Annotated in this window: 15 protein-coding genes; all 15 read left to right on the forward strand. The window is 64.8% G+C overall.

Going from position 1 to position 18,039, the window contains the following annotated elements; genetic code table 11:
* The first annotated feature begins 286 nt into the window (after positions 1–286).
* The 15 genes from GS424_RS06660 to GS424_RS06730 all read left to right on the forward strand — a co-directional run bounded on the left by GS424_RS06660 (position 287) and on the right by GS424_RS06730 (position 17,978).
* Complete coding sequence (locus GS424_RS06660) at positions 287–778, forward strand: MarR family winged helix-turn-helix transcriptional regulator (protein ID WP_160943279.1); 492 nt, start codon at positions 287–289, stop codon at positions 776–778.
* Positions 769–2,928 carry an ABC transporter ATP-binding protein gene (locus tag GS424_RS06665; protein WP_160943280.1) on the forward strand — a complete coding sequence of 720 codons (2,160 nt, stop codon included), beginning with the start codon at positions 769–771 and terminating at the stop codon, positions 2,926–2,928. Before GS424_RS06660 ends, GS424_RS06665 begins: the two co-directional genes overlap by 10 nt.
* Entirely contained in the window at positions 2,925–4,802 is a 1,878-nt protein-coding gene (locus GS424_RS06670; RefSeq protein ID WP_160943281.1) for an ABC transporter ATP-binding protein, read from the forward strand. The genes GS424_RS06665 and GS424_RS06670 overlap by 4 nt, the downstream gene beginning before the upstream one ends.
* Before the next feature lie 50 nt (positions 4,803–4,852).
* Positions 4,853–5,572, forward strand: coding sequence for an HAD family hydrolase (locus GS424_RS06675; RefSeq protein WP_160943282.1), 720 nt, complete (start codon positions 4,853–4,855; stop codon positions 5,570–5,572).
* 300 nt (positions 5,573–5,872) lie between these two features.
* Positions 5,873–7,426 carry a ribonucleotide reductase subunit alpha gene (locus GS424_RS06680; protein ID WP_160943283.1) on the forward strand — a complete coding sequence of 518 codons (1,554 nt, stop codon included), beginning with the start codon at positions 5,873–5,875 and terminating at the stop codon, positions 7,424–7,426.
* Complete coding sequence (locus tag GS424_RS06685) at positions 7,426–8,001, forward strand: RrF2 family transcriptional regulator (RefSeq protein WP_160943284.1); 576 nt, start codon at positions 7,426–7,428, stop codon at positions 7,999–8,001. Before GS424_RS06680 ends, GS424_RS06685 begins: the two co-directional genes overlap by 1 nt.
* On the forward strand, positions 7,992–8,867 hold the full coding sequence (locus tag GS424_RS06690) for an HhH-GPD family protein (RefSeq protein ID WP_160943295.1): 876 nt from the start codon (positions 7,992–7,994) through the stop codon (positions 8,865–8,867). Before GS424_RS06685 ends, GS424_RS06690 begins: the two co-directional genes overlap by 10 nt.
* Before the next feature lie 466 nt (positions 8,868–9,333).
* Positions 9,334–10,215 carry an NrfD/PsrC family molybdoenzyme membrane anchor subunit gene (nrfD, locus tag GS424_RS06695; RefSeq protein ID WP_160943285.1) on the forward strand — a complete coding sequence of 294 codons (882 nt, stop codon included), beginning with the start codon at positions 9,334–9,336 and terminating at the stop codon, positions 10,213–10,215.
* A 48-nt stretch (positions 10,216–10,263) separates the two neighbouring features.
* On the forward strand, positions 10,264–10,662 hold the full coding sequence (locus GS424_RS06700; RefSeq protein ID WP_244977698.1) for a GntR family transcriptional regulator: 399 nt from the start codon (positions 10,264–10,266) through the stop codon (positions 10,660–10,662).
* A 3-nt stretch (positions 10,663–10,665) separates the two neighbouring features.
* Positions 10,666–11,601, forward strand: a complete 936-nt coding sequence (locus GS424_RS06705) for a slipin family protein (protein ID WP_160943286.1) — start codon at positions 10,666–10,668, stop codon at positions 11,599–11,601.
* Between the two features lie 305 nt (positions 11,602–11,906).
* A complete protein-coding gene (locus GS424_RS06710) occupies positions 11,907–14,426 on the forward strand; it encodes a molybdopterin-containing oxidoreductase family protein (protein ID WP_160943287.1) in 2,520 nt (839 codons plus the stop codon).
* 2 nt (positions 14,427–14,428) lie between these two features.
* A complete protein-coding gene (locus GS424_RS06715) occupies positions 14,429–15,046 on the forward strand; it encodes a 4Fe-4S dicluster domain-containing protein (protein ID WP_160943288.1) in 618 nt (205 codons plus the stop codon).
* An 18-nt stretch (positions 15,047–15,064) separates the two neighbouring features.
* Entirely contained in the window at positions 15,065–16,291 is a 1,227-nt protein-coding gene (nrfD, locus tag GS424_RS06720; protein WP_160943289.1) for an NrfD/PsrC family molybdoenzyme membrane anchor subunit, read from the forward strand.
* Between the two features lie 45 nt (positions 16,292–16,336).
* Positions 16,337–16,966: a TorD/DmsD family molecular chaperone gene (locus tag GS424_RS06725; RefSeq protein WP_193666555.1), complete on the forward strand. Its 630-nt coding sequence runs from the start codon at positions 16,337–16,339 to the stop codon at positions 16,964–16,966.
* A gap of 430 nt (positions 16,967–17,396) precedes the next feature.
* Positions 17,397–17,978 carry a manganese efflux pump MntP gene (locus GS424_RS06730; protein ID WP_160941852.1) on the forward strand — a complete coding sequence of 194 codons (582 nt, stop codon included), beginning with the start codon at positions 17,397–17,399 and terminating at the stop codon, positions 17,976–17,978.
* Positions 17,979–18,039: the final 61 nt, after the last annotated feature.

Genomic DNA, 18,039 nt, shown 5'->3' on the forward strand with positions numbered 1-18,039 from the left:
ATCGCGTCATCCTGTGGGAAAACGCGCGACCTGGGGTTTCTTCGGTCGTTTCCGGCCTGCGACGATCTTTGGCGACCGGAAAGCGGGGGAGAGATTGCCAAAACCCCGATTTTTCCGCACATAGGCAAGGCGAAACCGTTATCCGCCCTCCGACGCGAGTGCGGCTCCTTCGGCCCTGCGTGCAGGTTCTGTGATGAAGGAAACATTTCGGTGTGAAATTTCACCGTAGTGATAAAGTTTAGCGACTAAATTGTATACGGCAGGAATCGAGAGCAAGGAAGGTGCGATGACAGACTCGTTCATTGAGACGAGACGCGAGCTGTACGAGCTCATGCAGCGCTCGCGACGCGAACGGTTCACGCCGCCCACGCCTGAGGGCGTGACGCCGTCCGAGGCGCGCACGATGATGGCTATCAGCGGGCTCGGGCGCACATGCGAGGATATCAGGCCGGGCCGCGTCGCCGAGATGACGCACACGACGCCCAGCGCGCTGTCCCAGACGTTCAAGACGCTCGAGGAGAAGGGCCTCATCGAGCGCCATCGCTCGAGCGACGACTACCGCGCCGTGTCGGTGAGCCTCACCGAGGAGGGCGAGCGGTTCGCCGCCGAGGGCAAGCGCCTGCGCGACGAGCACATGGACGCGGTCATGAAGTACGTGGGCGTCGAGGACATGCAGCACCTCGTCCGCATCATGCGCAAAGTGGTCGAGTTCCACGACCAGGACCCCGAAGATGCATGCAAGAGCCATGCCGAAGGAGATGACGCTCCGTGCGCATAATCCGCTACCTGAAGAACTGCAAGATCGCGGTGGTTCTCATACTGTGCCTGCTCGTCGTGCAGGCGTTCACCGACCTGGCGCTGCCGAACTACACGTCCGACATCGTCGACGTGGGCATCCAGCAGTCGGGCGTGGAGCACGCCTCCACCGACGAGATGACGGCGAAGACCCACGACGAGATCGCCATGATGCTGCCCGCCGACGACGAGCAGACGTTCCGCGACGCCTACACCGAGACGGACGACGGCACGTACAAGCTGAACGATCAGGGCAAGAAGGAGCAGGAGGAGCTCGACCGCATGGTGGCCATGCCGCTCGTGGCTATCCACTACTCCAGCCAGATCCCCGATCTCGACCTCGACCAGGTGATGCAGGCCTACCAGGCCGGCGCCATCGACAAGCAGAAGATCCTCGACATGCTCGACGAGGCCAAGCAGCACATGGGCGACATGGGCGATTCCATCGTCGACCAGCAGGCCATCGAGGCGGCGAAGGCCGAGTACGAGTCGCTCGGCTACAACCTGTCCGACCTGCAGATGGGCTACCTCCTGCGCGTCGGCTTCATGATGCTCGGCCTGGCCGCGCTCGGCATGGTGGCCGCGGTCCTCGTGGGCTTCATTGCCTCGCGCACGGCCGCGAAGGTGGGCGCCACGCTGCGCGCCAAGCTGTTCCGCCAGGTGGTGTCGTTCTCCGACGCCGAGGTGCAGAGCTTCTCGGCCGCCTCGCTCATCACGCGCGGCACGAACGACATCCAGCAGATACAGATGGTCACCGTCATGCTGCTGCGCATGGTGCTGTACGCGCCCATCCTCGCCATCGGCGGCATCATCATGGTGTCGCGCACGAACCTGTCCATGAGCTGGATCATCGTGGTCGCCGTGGTGGTCATCTTCATCCTGATCATGGTGCTCATGAAGGTGGCCATGCCCAAGTTCAAGATGATGCAGAAGCTCATCGACAGGGTGAACCTCGTGTCGCGCGAGATACTCACGGGCCTGCCTGTCATCCGCGCGTTCGACCGCCAGCCCTACGAGGAGAAGCGCTTCGACGCGGCCAGCACCGACCTCATGAAGACGCAGCTGTTCACGAACCGCGTCATGACGTTCATGATGCCGCTCATGATGCTCGTCATGAACGGCGTGAGCGTGCTCATCGTGTGGGTGGGCGGCTCCTACATCGACAACGGCACCATCCAGACCGGCGACATGATCGCGTTCATCACGTACTCCATGGTCATCATCATGGGCTTCCTCATGATCGGCATGATCTCCATCATGCTGCCGCGCGCCGACGTGGCCGCGCAGCGCGTGAACGAGGTGCTCGACACCAAGCCCACCATCTGCGACCCCGCCGAAGACGCCGCGCGCGACGCGGAGCTTCCTTCCGCAGGCGGCGCGACCATCGCGTTCAACGACGTGAGCTTCAAGTACGGCGATTCGAAGGAGTGCGTGCTGGAGGACCTGAACTTCACGTGCGAGCCGGGCATGACCACGGCGCTGATCGGGTCGACCGGTTCGGGCAAGTCCACCGTCATCAAGCTCATCGAGCGCTTCTACGACGTGACGTGCGGCTCCGTCACCATCGACGGCGTGGACGTCCGCGACGTGAGCCAGGAGGCGCTGCGCGCGCAGCTGGGCTACGTCCCGCAGAAGGCGTTTTTGTTCTCCGGCACCATCGAGTCGAACATCGCCTACTCCGACGAGGACATGCCCGCCGACCGCGTGCGGGCGGCGGCCGAGATCGCCCAGGCGTCCGAGTTCATCTCCTCGAAGGAGGAGGGCATGGAGTCCGCCGTGTCGCAGGGCGGCACGAACGTGTCCGGCGGCCAGCGCCAGCGCCTCGCCATCGCCCGCGCGCTCGCGACCGAGGCGCGCGCGTACCTGTTCGACGACAGCTTCTCGGCGCTCGACTACAAGACCGACGCCGCCCTGCGGCAGGACCTCCATACGCGCCTGTCCGACAAGACCGTGGTCATCGTGGCGCAGCGCATCTCCACCATCCTGCATGCCGACAAGATCGTCGTGCTCGACGAGGGCCGGATCGTCGGCCAGGGCACGCACGAGGAGCTCATGCAAACGTGCGAGGAATACCGGGAGATCGCGATGTCCCAGCTGTCGGCCGAGGAATTGAACGGAGGTGATGCGGCATGAGCGCGCAGAAGCAACCTGCGGCGGAGCGTTCTCCGCGGCGCGGCCCCATGGGGGGCCATGGCCCGGGCGGCGGCATGATGCCCGGCGAGAAGGCCAAGGACTTCAAGGGCACGCTCATGAAGCTCTTGAGCTTCATGGGACGCTTCAAGGTGTCCATCGTGATCGTGCTCGTGTTCGCCATCGGATCGACCGTGTTCACCACCGTCGGCCCCAAGGTGCTCTCGACGGCCACGACCGAGCTGTTCAACGGCATCGTGGCCAAGATCGGCGGCACGGGCGGCATAAACTTCGACCTCATCGCGCAGATCCTGCTGTTCACCATGGGGCTGTACCTGCTCTCCGCCGCCTGCTCGTTCGTGCAGGGCTGGATCATGAGCTCCATCTCCCAGCGCACGTGCTACGAGCTGCGCAAAAGCATCGCGGAGAAGATCGACCGCATGCCCATGGGCTACTTCGAGCGCACCTCCACGGGCGACGTGCTCTCGCGCATCACCAACGACGTGGACACGCTCGGCCAGAGCCTCAACCAGGGCATCACGCAGCTCATCACGTCCACGGTGACCATCATCGGCGTGCTCATCATGATGCTGTCCATCAACCCCGTCATGACGCTCATCACGGTGGTGATCCTGCCCCTCTCGCTCGTGCTCATCATGGTGGTGGTGAAGCACTCGCAGAAGTACTTCTTCGCCCAGCAGAAGACGCTCGGCGAGATCAACGGCCTCGTGGAGGAGACGTTCTCGGGGCATGCCATCGTGAAGGCGTTCAACCGCGAAGACGGCACGGTGGACAACTTCAACGCGACGAACGCCCGCCTGTACGGCTCCGCGTGGAAGTCGCAGTTCATCAGCGGCCTCATGCAGCCCATCATGAACTTCGTGGGCAACCTGGGCTACGTCGTGGTGGCCATCACGGGCAGCTTCATGGCCGTGCAGGGCATCATCACGGTCGGCGACATCCAGGCGTTCATCCAGTACGTGAAGAACTTCACGCAGCCCATCACGCAGCTCACCCAGGTGTCCAACGTGCTGCAGCAGATGGCCGCCGCGGCCGAGCGCATCTTCGAGTTCCTCGGCGAGCCCGAGGAGGAAGAGGATCACGTGTCCGCACGGTCCTCCGAGGTGGAATGCAACGTCCAGTTCGAGCACGTGCACTTCGGCTACGATCCCGAGAAGCCCGTCATCAGGGATTTCTCGGCCAGCGTGACCGAGGGTCAAACCGTGGCGCTCGTCGGCCCCACGGGCGCCGGCAAGACCACCATGGTGAAGCTGCTCATGCGCTTCTACGACGTGCAGTCGGGCTCCATCAAGATAGGCGGCCACGACATCCGCACGTTCGCGCGCGACGACTTGCGCAGCATGTTCGGCATGGTGCTGCAGGACACGTGGCTGTTCCACGGCACGATCCGCGACAACATCCGCTACGGCAAGCTCGACGCCACCGACGAGGAGGTGGAGGCGGCGGCGAAGGCGGCCTACGTCTACCACTTCATCCAGACGCTGCCGCAGGGCTTCGACACCGAGATCAATGAGGACGCCAGCAACATCAGCCAAGGCCAGCGCCAGCTGCTCACCATCGCGCGCGCCATCCTGGCCGACCGCCGCATGCTCATCCTCGACGAGGCCACGAGCTCGGTGGACACGCGCACCGAGGAGCGCATCCAGAAGGCCATGGACAACCTCATGGCCGGCCGGACGTCGTTCGTCATCGCGCACCGCCTGTCCACCATCAAGAACGCGGATCTCATCCTCGTCATCCGCGACGGCGACATCGTGGAGCAGGGAACGCACGAGGAACTGCTCGAACTTGGCGGTTTCTACGCGGAGTTGTATAATTCTCAATTCACCGAGACGATTGACGAGGTGGAGGACTAGCGCACACGGCGCGTTCCCCTTCCTCGCTCAGGGAATGGGAACAACGACGTATGCCCCGACCGGGAACTGAGAGCGCATCCGCGCATCCGCAAGGCGCGCCTGAGGGCAAGGCGCGCCTTGCCGTGTTCGACTTCGACGGCACGAGCATCGCGGGCAACTCGCCCGTGCTGCTGGTCAGCCACCTGCTTCGGCACAAGATGCTGTCGAAGCGGGTCGTCTTCCGCATCCTTTTGTGGGCGGCGGCCTACAAGCTGCGCCTGCCGCAGAACGAGGCGGCCGTGCGCGGCCTCGTGTTCACGGCGTTCGAGGGCAAGCCCGCCGCCGAGGTGGACGCCTTCCTGGCCGAGTTCTACGACGAGCGCATCGCGCCGCTGTTCCGGCCCGAGGCGGACGCGGCCATGCGCGCCCACGCCGAGGCGGGGGACGTGGTGGTGGTCATCTCGGCCACCTTCGAGCCCATCATCCTGCGCGCCATGGAGCACCATCCCTTCGAGAACCAGATATCCACCCGCATGTGCGTGGCGACGGACGGCACCTACACCCGCGCGGTGGAGGGCCTGCCGGTGGAAGGGGAGGAGAAGCTGGCCGCCGTGCGCCGGTTCGGGGACGGCCGTTTCGGCCCCGGGAACTGGGAGCTCGCCTACGCCTACGGCGACCACCATTCCGACCGCACCGTGCTGGCGGCCGCCGAGCACCCCTACGCCGTGTCCCCCGACCGCCCCTTGGCGCGCACGGCGCGCGAGAAGGGCTGGGACGTGCTGGACTGGTAGATCCTCTTGCGCCGGCAGGCGGTGTGCGCCGAGGGAAGGTGGCGCGCTGCGCGCGGCGAGCGGGTTGGCGCACGCAGCGTGTGAGGCGAGCGGGTCGCGTGCGCTTGTCTCCCGCCGAGGGAGTCGGCGCGCCCGCCGCCCGCCGGTCGGCCGGCCCGGGCCCGCACCCTTCGACTTCCTTACGTTTTGGGGTTTTTGCGGTGCGGCCTATGCGTCGGCCCCCAACTTCGGTAAAATGTGACCTGAACATATGCATTTCGACCGCTGATAAGCGGATTCTTTGAAAAGGAGGTTGGGTCCATGTTTGAGAACGATGCGAACAGCTCGCCCAGCCAGAACGACGAGCACAGCAATTCCTCGACCGAGTACCTGCGGCTCGCATCCCAGGCGTGCGCCTCGGGCGACGCGGTCCTCGGCATGCACCTCTACTTGGCGGCGTTCGAACGCGCCCAGCACGGCGGCGGCGCGGCGCCCGACGAGGCGGCCCTCGAGGGCCTCAAGCAGGCGTGGCAGCTGGCCTGCAAGCTCAAGGAACGCTCCATCGCCGAATACGCGTTCGAGCGCCTCGAGCCCTACCTGTCCTCGGACGAGGCCGCGGCCTGCGCCGAGCAGCTGCAGAGTCTCGCCCTCGACAAGCTGGAGGAGTACGGCCTCACGCGCGAGGATCTCGAAGACATGACCGACATGATCTCCCAGGACTTCCTGGGCTTGGACGCCGCGCGCCTCATGCGGGTGGAGCACGTCACCGAGCCGTCCTCGGCGCCCGCCGCCGAGTCGGCGGCCCGGGCCGCCGAGAGCGCCCCTGCGGAGGAGAACGCGGCCGACGAGCAGGAGACCCCCTCGATCGCCGAGGTGGAGAAGTCGCTCGCCGAGGCCATCCGGTCGTGCGGGGACGACCCCGACGCGCATGCGGTGGTGTCGTCGATCGAGAGCATCTCGTACCGCGAGCTCGTGGGCTACGACGAAACCGTGAAGCTCATGCGCGACTTCGGCGTGGGCATGCAGCACGACGACCGCTTCCAGGAGCTCGTCGAGCTGCTGAACGCGCGCCACGGCCTCGACCGCATGCCGGCGTCCGACGCGCTGCTGTTCCGCTCGCCGGCGCGCGAGGACGCGAACCGCTTCATGACCGCCACGCTCGGCGAGCTGGGGCTGCCGGCCATCCGCATGCGCATGGAGGAGAACCTCCAGGGCATGCCGGTGCTGTGCGTCATGGCGCAGGCCGACCGCCAGCCGAAGCTCAACGCGGCGCGCAACGCCTTCGAGGGTGCGGGCGTGCTCATGCTGGAGGACCTCGATCTGTGGATGTCCCCCATGGTGGAGTCGACCGGCGACGACCTGGGCGGCTTCCTCATGGCCAGCCTGTCGCGCGGCGCGCGCGAGGCCATCAGCCTCATCCGCTCGGCCGTGGAGAACCCCGACGTGTTCGTGCTGGCGTCGTCGTCCGAGGCGGGGGAGATCGACCCGTTCTTCTACGATCTCCTGGAGCCGCTGTCGGTGATCGACATCGACTTCCCCACGGTGTCCGAGCGCGACGACATCTGGATGGAGATCGCCCGCGAGCATCCGTCGCTGCGCGGCATCGACCGCGCGTCGCTCGTGCGCTTCTCGTCGCAGATGCCGCGCTACGACATGTACATGGCCGCCCGCGAGGCCATCGAGGAGGCCTACAAGGCCAGCCTCGTCGCGCGCCGCTACCTGCCGGTGACGGCGGACAACCTGTACGACAAGCTGGCGGCCTACCAGCCGCTCGACTCCGAGGAGTACCGCGCGCTCGAAGAGGCGGTCGTGAGCGACTTCAGGCGCGAGTTGGAACATCTGGAAGACCTGCTCACCGGGGAAGAGGGAAACTGATGGACGTCACGCGCCGTTGCGATTATGCCTGCAGGATACTGAGGGCCGCCTACAGAAGCGGCGAGTCCTACGTGTCGGTGTCCGACATCGCCGAGCAGGAGGATATCCCGTACGCCTTCGCGCGCAGCATCCAGCACGACCTCGTGAAGGGCGGGCTCATCAAGACGGTGCGCGGCGCCCGCGGCGGCCTCGCGCTCAATTGCGACCCGGCCTCCGTGACGCTGCTCGAGGTGCTCGAAGCGGTGCAGGGCCCGGTGAGCATCTCGCTGTGCGTGATGGACCCGGAGTACTGCGACAAGCAGAAGGATTGCGCCTACAACAAGCTGTGGCAGGGAGCCGACCAGCTGCTGAACGCCTACTTCGGCGCCATCACCCTGCAGGATCTCATCGAGCAGGGGGCGTCGCACCCGGTGGTGGAGGCGGCCATGACGAAGGCGAAGAACATCGAGGTCGTCCCGACGGCCGCCCGCTGCGCCGCCAAGTGCGCGGCGCCGACGCCGCGCATCGTCGCGGACGCGCCCGGCGCGGCGGGCGGCGTCGATGCCGATGCGGACGTGTGCGAGTCGTGCGCGTAGCGGGCACCGCTCCGGAGGCATGGCCGTCCGACGCGCTCGGTCGCGACGCGTTCGTGGAGCTCGTGCGGCGCGAGGGCGCGCGGCTTCACCGCGACTTGCCGTGGCGCTACATCGAGGACCCCTACGCCGTGCTGGTCAGCGAGGTCATGCTGCAGCAGACCCAGGTGGCGCGCGTCGAGAAGCACTGGACGCGCTTCCTCTCGCTGTTTCCCACGATCGACTCCCTGGCGGCGGCCGGCACGGCCGACGTGCTGGCGCAGTGGCAGGGCCTGGGGTACAACCGCCGGGCCCTCGCGCTCAAGCGGGCGGCCGAGACGTGCTCCGCCGAGCGGGGAGGGCGGCTGCCCGCCACCGCCGAGGAGCTCGAGGCGCTTCCCGGCATCGGGCCCGCCACGGCGGCGGGCGTCATGGCGTTCGCCTACAACCGGCCGTCGGTGTACATCGAGACGAACGTGCGCACGGTGTTCCTCCACGAGCTGTTCCCCGACCGCGACAAGGTGCCCGACCGCGAGCTGGCGCCGCTCGTGGCGTCCACCTGCCCCGACGACGACGCGCGGGCGTGGTACTACGCGCTGCTCGACTACGGCGCGCACCTCAAGACGCTCGTCGCGAACCCCTCGCGCCGCAGCGCCCACTACGCCCGCCAGTCGGCTTTCGAGGGCTCGCGTCGCCAGAAGCGCGCCGAGCTCGTGCGCACGGTTCTGGCCGAGCCAGGCCTCGGCGCCGATGAGCTGGCCGAGCGCCTCGACGCGTTCGAGCGCGCCGCCGGGCGCGACGGCGTGGACGCCGCCACGTTCGACTCCATCGTGTCCGACCTTGTGGCCGAAGGCTTCTTCCGCCGCGAAGGCGACGTGTTCTTCGCGTAGGGATCGTATGCGGCGTGTGCAGAATCGTCGCATCGGTGGAGCCGATCCCGGATCGGCGATCGCGCACCTTCGCTCACGGCTCTTTCCCGAGACCGAGGGCAGAACCCGCTTCTCGCAGCCATGTCCTTGAGTTATGCACCCTCGTGGCAATGAATTCGCTCGAAAATTGCCATGTCCCCGAGTTATGCACCCTCGAACCGGGATCAACAATGGCACGCTTACCAAGCACGCGCTATCTACCAGGCGTTTCTTCGATCGCTTTTGTTCGAACGTGCGCAGTGGCGGCGAAAAGGACTGCCGCGAGGGTGCATAACTCAGGAACCGGTTGGCACGGTGCGTCTCGCTGTCGAGAGCGAGGCCGACCCCTCCTCCTTCTCAAAGATTGAACTAATATCCTATGATATACTGACGAAAGGGTGCTCGCCGCGGTTCGGCGGGCGCGTGGAGGTGCGGCAGGGGGAGTACCGTGGTATTCGGCTGGTACATCGTAGCGTACCTGTTCCTGGCGGGAGCGGGCGCCGGCGCGTTCTGCGCGGCGGCCTGCGCGTGCGCGTGGGACGCCGTGCGCCGAAGCGACGCGAGCGAGCGGTTGGCGCGCACCTGCCAGGCGGGCTTCTACGCGGCGCCTTGCCTCGTGGTGCTCGCGGCGCTGTTCCTGCTGCTCGACCTCGGAAACGCCCAGCGCGCGTGGCTCGTGCTCGCGACGCCTTTGCAGTCGGTGATGTCGGTGGGCGCGTGGCTCGTCGCGCTGCTCGTGGCGGTGTCGGGCGCGGTGGCAGCGCTCGGCTTGACGGTCAGCGAGGTTCCGCGGTCGCTGCTGGGGGCGTGCTGCGCCGTCGGGGTGCCGTGCGCGCTCGGGGTGATGGGCTACACGGGGCTGCTGCTGTCGGACCTGGTGTCGATCGACTTCTGGCACACGCCGTGGCTCATCGCGCTGTTCGTCGCATCGTCGCTGTCGTGCGGCATCGCGGCCATCGTGGCGCTCGATGCGGCCCTCGCGCCGCCGTCGTACGCGGTGTCGCGAGGCCTGTGGCGGGCGGGCGCGGTGCTCGGCTGCGTCGAGGCGGCGGTGCTCGCGGTGTTCCTCGTGGTGCAGAGCGGCTTCACGGACACGGCGCGCGCGTCGTGCGAGCTGCTGCTGAGCGGCGCGCTCGCCCCGGCGTTCTGGGGCGGCGTGTGCGCGGTCGGCCTCGCCCTGCCGCTTGCCGCGCATGCGGCGGGGAGCCTGCTGCCGGAGCGCGCGGCCATGCTGGGGTCGTCGCTCGGCGTGCTGGTCGGTGGACTTCTTCTGAGGTATTGCATCGTGGCCGCAGCGTTCTTCACGCCGCTCGCGCTCGGTGCGATATGATGAGTCGGCAGGACAGGTACGAGTTGGACGACATGATTGCAGGATAGCGTGACGACTGAAAGCAAAACCATACAGATCACCATCGACGACGACAGCGGCATCCCCATCTGGCTGCAGCTGCGCAACCGCTTGATCTACCTGATCACCTCGGGGTACTACGCGTGCGGCGACAAGCTTCCCACCGTGCGCGAGATGGCCGTCGACCTGGGGATCAACTACAACACGGTGAGCAAGGTGTACCAGGACATCGAGCGGGACGGCTACATCGTGTCGAAGCGGGGCCGGGGGACCTTCGTGCACGACAAGTACCGAAGCGCCAGCGAGACGGCGGACAACGCCGTGGACTCGCTGGCGGACGTGTTCATCCAGCAGTGCCGCGAACTCGGCGTGCCGCGCGCGGATATCGTCGAGCTCGTGGAGAAGCGGCTCGAAGCGTTGGAAGGGTAGGGTATGAAGTTCAGCCTGAGAAGCGATAGGACCAAGACGTCGAAATCCAAGGACGACGAGCGCCGCTCGGTGGCGTCCACCGAGCTGGAGCCGAACGAGGCGACGCGCGCGGGGGTGTACCTGTTCTCGCTCGTCGTGTTCGCGGTCGGCTTCGGCATCGTGTTCGCGGCGACGCTGCCGTGGCTGTCGGTGGGCACGGTGGTCGCCGCAGTGGCGGCGGGCCTGCTGTGCGCCGGCTGCATCCGCGTCGCGCCGCAGTGGGAGCGGGTTGCGGTGCTGCGCCTCGGCCGTTTCAGCCGCGTGGCGGGGCCGGGGCTCTACGTGCTCGTCCCGTTCGTGGAATACACGGCCATCCACATCGACCATCGCGTGATGACCTCGTCGTTCTCGGCCGAGGCGGCGCTGACGGCCGACCTCGTGCCGGTTGACGTGGACGCCATCCTCTTCTGGATGGTGTGGGACGCCGAGAAGGCGTGCCTCGAGGTGGAGAACTACCCGAAGGCGGTGCTGTGGTCGGCGCAGACGGCCATGCGCGACGCCATCGGCCAGCTGAACCTGGCCGACCTGTCGCTGCGCCGCAAGCAGATCGACCGCGAGCTGCAGGAGATCATGGGCGCGAAGTGCGAGCAGTGGGGGATCACGGTCATGAGCGTGGAGATCCGCGACATCATGGTGCCGCGCGAGCTGCAGGACGCGCTGTCGAAGGAGGCCCAGGCCGAGCGCGAGCGCAACGCGCGCGCCATCCTGGCCGAGGTGGAGAAGGACATCTCCGAGATGTTCGTCGAGGCTGCCGAGGTGTACGACCGCAACCCCAAGGCCATGCAGCTGCGCGCGATGAACCTGGCCTACGAGGGCGCGAAGGATGGCAAGGGCGTGCTGCTCGCGCCCAGCAGCCTCGCGGACGGCTTCGACGTGAGCAAGCTGTTCAAAGGGGAATGAGGCAGCGGGACGGGGGCGAGGCCTCCTTCCTGCCGTGTAACGCACGAGGGCGCTCGCTTGTCGAGCGCCCTCGCCGTATCAGCTGCGGGCGCTCGCACCTGTATTATCCCTCAGATAGAACAATCAACTTAATTGCATTGAACTAGTACAATATGATAACATGACAACTCGAAGGATCTGGCCGATTCTGCGTAGGGAAGTGCAGGGATGTTCACCGTGCGTTCGCGCCAAAGGCGGCGGTTGCGCAGCCGAAGTCCACGGGGGAAGCAAGCGCGAACATCCTGACTGATCTTTGAGGAGGAGAGATGTCAGAAACGACGAGCCCGCGCGCCGGGCTCACCCGCAGAAGTTTTCTGAAAACCACCGGAGCCGTAGCAGGCGCCGCCGCCCTGACGGGCGCCGCCGCACCCACTTTGACGGCCCTGGCGGTGCAGTTCGAGGATGGCTCGACGGAAGCAAGCGAGGATGCGATCTCCACTACGGTTTGCCGCTCTAATTGCTCGCAAGCTTGCTTGTTCAATGTTCATGTTCGCGATAACCGAGTGGTGAAGCTAACACCCAAAGCCTACGAGACGGAGTTGTATTCGGGTTGTTGTCTGCGTGGTCTTTCGATGCAAGAGCGCACGTACAGCGACAAGCGCGTGAAATATCCGCTGCGTCGGGTCGGAGAACGGGGCGGCGACCAGTGGGAGCGCATCAGCTGGGATGAGGCGCTTGAGGAAGTAGGGCGCACGTTAAAAGATATCCAAAGCAAGTACGGCAACCAGGCTCTTGCTGTGTCGAGATTGAATGGAAACGGATGCGCGCTCAATGGGGCGGGGTCGTTTGTTGCACGTTTCGCAAATGCCACGCAGGCAACGTTGCAGGGTTTCAGCATCGATCAGGCGTTCGAGTATTCTGCATTCAGGGTTCTCGGTACGTTCTGCACGAACGAAACGGCGGATGCCGTCAATGCAAAAACTATTCTCGTGTGGGGGTTTAACCCGGTATGGGCAAGTCCTCAAACGTGGCGTTGCTTCTTGGCTGCGCGCGATGCGGGAGCGAAGATCGTGGTCGTCGATCCTGTGTTCTCCGCGACGGCGGCTCAGGCTGACAAGTACATACCAGTTAAAGCCGGCACAGATACTCTCATTGCCCTGGCCCTCCTCAACAAAGTGATCGAAAAAGCTGAATACGATCCGGAGTTCTGCAGATCTCGCAGCACTGCTCCGTGTTTGGTTCGCCGCGACACTAAAGAGCTGTTGAGGAAATCTGATTTCGATGCCGATCTCAAAGCAATGCTTTCGAGCAGCGAGGAAGGGACATCGGAATACGCCCAGCTCATCGCCGCTCGCGCAGCTGCCGGTGACGATGAGCGCATCGATGATTTCTATGTATGGGATGAAGAGACGAATGAGCCAAAACTCATGAGCGAATGTGAATCTCCTGCTCTGTTTGGGAGCTTCGAGGTTAATGGCGTTCAGGTGGATACGGTGTTCAGCTTGCTGAAAGATCGGGTCGGAGAATTCTCGTTCGAGCGCGCTGCCGACGAATGCGGTATAAGCATGGAGAATATGGACTACTTGTACGAATGCTATACATGCGGTGGCCCTCTCTGGCTTGCAGGCATGTACGGTATCGATCATTATTGGAATGGTCACCTATGGTCTTATGCGGCTGCGATGCTTTCCGCGATCACGGGAAATGTTGGCAAGCATGGTGCCACCTATGGAAGCCTTTGGAACAGCGGTTTGCACGTAAGCACTAATGGCGAATGGACTACGGTCGACGGGAAAAGTGTATCCAGCGATCTTGTTCCGAATGCAATGAGGGATGTCATCATCAGCGGGGAGTACCAAGGTAAAGCGTTCCCCATCAAAGCCATGATCATCACGAATGCGAATACTCTATCTAATGAGCCCGATCAGAATTCCTATCTCAACGAAGTGCTTCCGAATCTTGAGTACGTAGTGGCCATGGACATCGAGTTCACTGATAGTGCTCGGTATGCCGATATCGTATTGCCGGTAAGTTTTTGGCTTGAGCAGGAGGATATCCGAATCAATAACGGCAATCCCTATCTTGCCATTTCCGAAAAAGCCGTCGATTCTCTTTTCGAAAGCCGGACTGATTTCGAAATATTCACCGGTATCGCTCATGCGATGGGTTTGGAAAAGGAAGTTCCTCGAAAATCCGCTGCTGAATGGATTGAACTCATCATGGACTCGAAAGATCTCGCTCAAAACGGGATTACGTATGATCGTTTGAAAAAGGAGAAAGCCATACGATTGGTTGGTGAGAAGGGACGGCTTTTCGTGCAGAGCGAAAAATCATTTCCTACGGATTCCGGCCTGGTGGAGCTCTACTGCGAGCATCCCGCTCCTCGGTATGATTTCGGTCAGGACTGGGCCGATTACGAGGATAAAGAGCGACTGCCGTATTGGGAGCCAACGCTTGAGGTGGCCGATGAAGAGCTGGCGAAAACATACCCTCTTCAATTCTTGCAAGTTCACAGTCGTTGGATGACCCATACGCAATGGTTCGGCAACGAGAGTATGAACGAATTAATGCCTGAACCGCTCGTGTATCTCAGCGAAAACGAAGCTGCTGCCCGTAATATCGCCGAAGGTGAAATCGTATGTGTGTACAATGACCGAGGATCCGTCAAAGTCCGCTGCCGTATCCATGGGGGATTGCAGGACGGCATCGCTTGGATGCCTAAAGGTTGGCAGCGCAATCAGTTCATCAAGGGATGCTATCAAGAACTGAGTCACGTGAAAGTCAATCCGATGTCGGTCAATTATAACTTTTACGACATACGCGTCCAAGTGAAGAAGGAGGGGTAGCCATGCGTTTGGGGATGGCGATCGATACTTCGCGATGCATCGGGTGTCATACGTGCGCCGTAGCGTGCAAACATGAAAACAATCTACCAAGAGATCTGTGGTGGAATCGAATCTTGACCGACGGTGGGGGGCAGATGGATGTTCCCTCGGGAAAATGGCCGAACAACGCAATGAGCTATTTGCCGGTCAATTGCCAGCACTGCGAGAACCCAGCCTGCGTGAAGGTGTGTCCGGTCGGCGCCACCTTCAAGGATGCCGAGACCGGCATCGTGCGACAGGACTACGACAAGTGCATCGGCTGCCGCATGTGCATGGCGGCGTGCCCGTACACCGGCGTGCGCTCGTTCAACTGGGAAGAACCGCAATATGCCATCGATTTTCCTGTCGGTGGTACTGTGCCCGAGCATCAAAAACATACGGTGGAGAAGTGCACCCTGTGCAATCACAGGGTGAGCGAAGGGCTGGAGCCGGCCTGCATAGCCGCATGTCCGGCCCGTGCGCGCCACTTCGGCGATCTCGACGATCCCGATTCCGAGGTGTCGCGGCTTGTTCGGGAGCGCGAGCATATGCAGCTGCTTCCGGAGAAGGGCACGAACCCCTCCGTCTACTACCTCGTCTAGGGAGATAAGGAGAACGACATGTCTGAGAACGTATCGGCGGCGCAAGTCGCCAAGGCTCCTGCTGCCCGGTTCGGGGGCAGGGGGCTGAATATCGGCATCGCGGTGGCCGCCGTGGTCGCGGCCGCGGGCGTCGCGCTGTGGGGCGTCCAGCTCTCCGGCGGCCTCGTGCAGACCGGCATGCGCAACCTCGACTCGTGGGGGCTCTACATCACGATGTTCATGTTCCTCGTGGGTTTGTCCGCGGGCGGCCTGATCATCTCGTCGGTGCCGCGCGCCTTCGGGATGGCCGGCTTCGGCGGCATCAGCAAGGTGGCCGTGTGGACGTCGATCTGCTGCACGGTGCTCGCCGTCGGGTTCGTCGTGGTGGACCTCGGGCAGCCCGCCCGCCTGTGGGAGCTGTTCGCGTACTCCAACCTGGGCTCGCCGCTCATGTGGGACATCCTCGTGCTGGGCGCGTACCTGATCCTGTCCGTCGTCTACCTCTGGGCGACGCTTCGCGCCGAGGCGGGCAAGGTGTCGGCGGCCGCGCTGCGCGTCATCAGCGTGGTGGCCCTCGTGTGCGCCGTGCTGGTCCACTCGGTGACCGCCTGGATCTTCGGGCTGCAGCAGGCCCGCGAGCTCTGGCACACCGCGCTTCTGGCCCCGTGGTTCGTGTCCTCCGCGCTCGTGTGCGGCGTGGCGCTCGTGCTGGTCGTCGTCATCGCGCTTCGCAAGGCCGGCTACCTGGAGCTCGACCAGGCCAACGTCGTCAAGCTCGCCAAGATGCTGGGCGCCTTCGTGCTCGTCGACCTGTACTTCTTCGGCTGCGACCTGTTGACCTCCGCCTTCCCGGGCGGCTCGGGCGCCGAGGTGGTGGGCATGCTCACGGCCGGCCCGCTCGCCCCGTTCTTCTGGACCGAGGTCGTCGGCTGCGTCCTGTGCGCCGTCGTGTGCTTCGCGCCGAGGCTGCGCACGAGCCCGCTGATCGTCGTCGCGTCGCTCTTGGCCATCGCGGGCATCTTCTGCAAGCGCGTCCAGCTGCTCGTGGGCGGCTTCCAGATCCCGAACATCGACTACGCCGGCCCCATGACGCAGTACACCGTGACGGACGCCTCCGGCACCATGGCGAGCGCCTACCAGGGCATGGTGTACTTCCCGACGCCCATCGAGTTCGGCGTGGCGCTCGGCGTGATCGGCCTGGGCGCGCTGCTCCTGCTGCTGGGCCTCAAGTACCTGCCGCTGAAGCCGACGGAGGGGTCGCGTTAGGATAATGGGGTGTGCGCAAAGCGCTCCCCGGTGAGGGAGGGATGAATGACCATGGACGATGAGATCTGGCAGGTGCGCGCCGCAGCCTGGGAGCTCGCGGCGCTGAGCTTCCGCTACCCGGGCGAGGAGCTCGAGGGCGCCGTCGCCTCCGGCGAGTGGGCCGAGGCGGCCGAGGAGGTCGCCTCGGCGCTGGGCCTCGCGCTGCCGGGGGGCCGGGGCGCGCCCGCGCCCGGGGAGGGCCTGCGGCGCGAGGCCACGCGCCTGTTCGTGGGCGCGCCCGAGCCGGCGTGCCCGCCCTACGAGGGCGTGTGGGCCGCCGAGGCCGAGGGGGTTCAGGCGCTCCTGTTCGTCAACCCGCGCTCCATGGAGGTCGAGCGCTTCGTGCGCTCCTGCGGCCTCGGCCGCCCCGCAGGGACCAACGAGCCCCTCGACCACGTGGCGGCCGAGTGCGAGCTGCTGTCCTACCTGGCCTCCCTGGCCGCCGGGGCCACGGCGCCGGCGGGCGCGCCCGAGGCCGCCGCCCTTCCCGGCGGCTCCCCCGGGGCCGCCTACGGGCGCTTCCTCTCCGGGCACGCCCGCGCCTGGATGCCCGCCTTCGCCGAGCGCCTCGCCGCCGAGGCCCGCCACCCCTTCTACCGCGCGGCCGCCGCCTACCTGGGCGCGCTCGTCGCCTGAGGGCGCCCCGCCCGCCGCGGGAAGTGGCAGAGATCGCGCCGAATGCGCGGATTTTCGCTTCGGAGAGCTGTGCTCGGGGAGGAAAACCCCAGGTCGCGGTTTCCGTGCCGCTCGGAGACGGGCTGAAATCCATACACAAGGCGCGATCTCTGCCATTTTGAATCGCCGTCTTCCCAAAAAGATGGGCGCACGCGTCAGCCCTTATGCTAAAATATCCGAATCCCGTGGGGGAGTAGTCGATGCCGGAAGGCGTGGCTGCGTCAACATACTGCTTCCAAGCGAAGCTGGCGCAACCTTAAACGACAAGACTCGCGGTGTGGCGTACCCGTCGCACCGCTCATGCAGCCGACGCGTACGCGTCGGTATTTTTATGCCCGCGCACGGAGCGCGGGGGCGGCCAGGGGGGTCGCATCGGACGAGAGGAATACCCATGGGATTCGTAGAGCTGTTCTTGATAGCGGTAGGGTTGTCGATGGACGCGTTCGCCGTGTCGGTGTGCAAGGGCCTGTGCATGAAGCGGCTCAACCTGCGCCAAGCGGCGGTCATCGCGCTGTTCTTCGGCGGCTTCCAGGCGCTCATGCCGCTGATCGGCTGGGCGCTGGGCACGCAGTTCGAGAAGTACATCACGCCGGTCGACCATTGGATCGCCTTCGTGCTGCTGGCCATCATCGGCGGAAAGATGCTGTGGGACGCCTTCCACGAGGACGACGTCGAGGGCGCAGCCTGCCCGGCCGACGGCAAGCTCGACCTGCGCGAGCTCGTGATGATGGCCGTCGCCACGAGCATCGACGCCCTGGCCGTGGGCATCACGTTCGCGTTCTTGCGCGTGGACATCGTCACGTCTGTGGGCCTTATCGGCGCGACGACGTTCATCCTGTCCATCGTGGGCGTGGCGGTGGGCCATCGCTTCGGTGCCCGCTACGAGAAGCCGGCCACCATCGCCGGCGGCATCGTGCTCATCCTCATCGGCCTCAAGATTCTGCTCGAGCATTTGGGGATCATCGCCTTCTAGGTGGGGCGTCGCCCCTCCCCTCATGCCCGGAAGCGACGAAGGGGGACGCCTCGGCGTCCCC

Origin of the sequence: Eggerthella guodeyinii (assembly GCF_009834925.2) — a bacterium.
Taxonomy (GTDB): domain Bacteria; phylum Actinomycetota; class Coriobacteriia; order Coriobacteriales; family Eggerthellaceae; genus Eggerthella; species Eggerthella guodeyinii.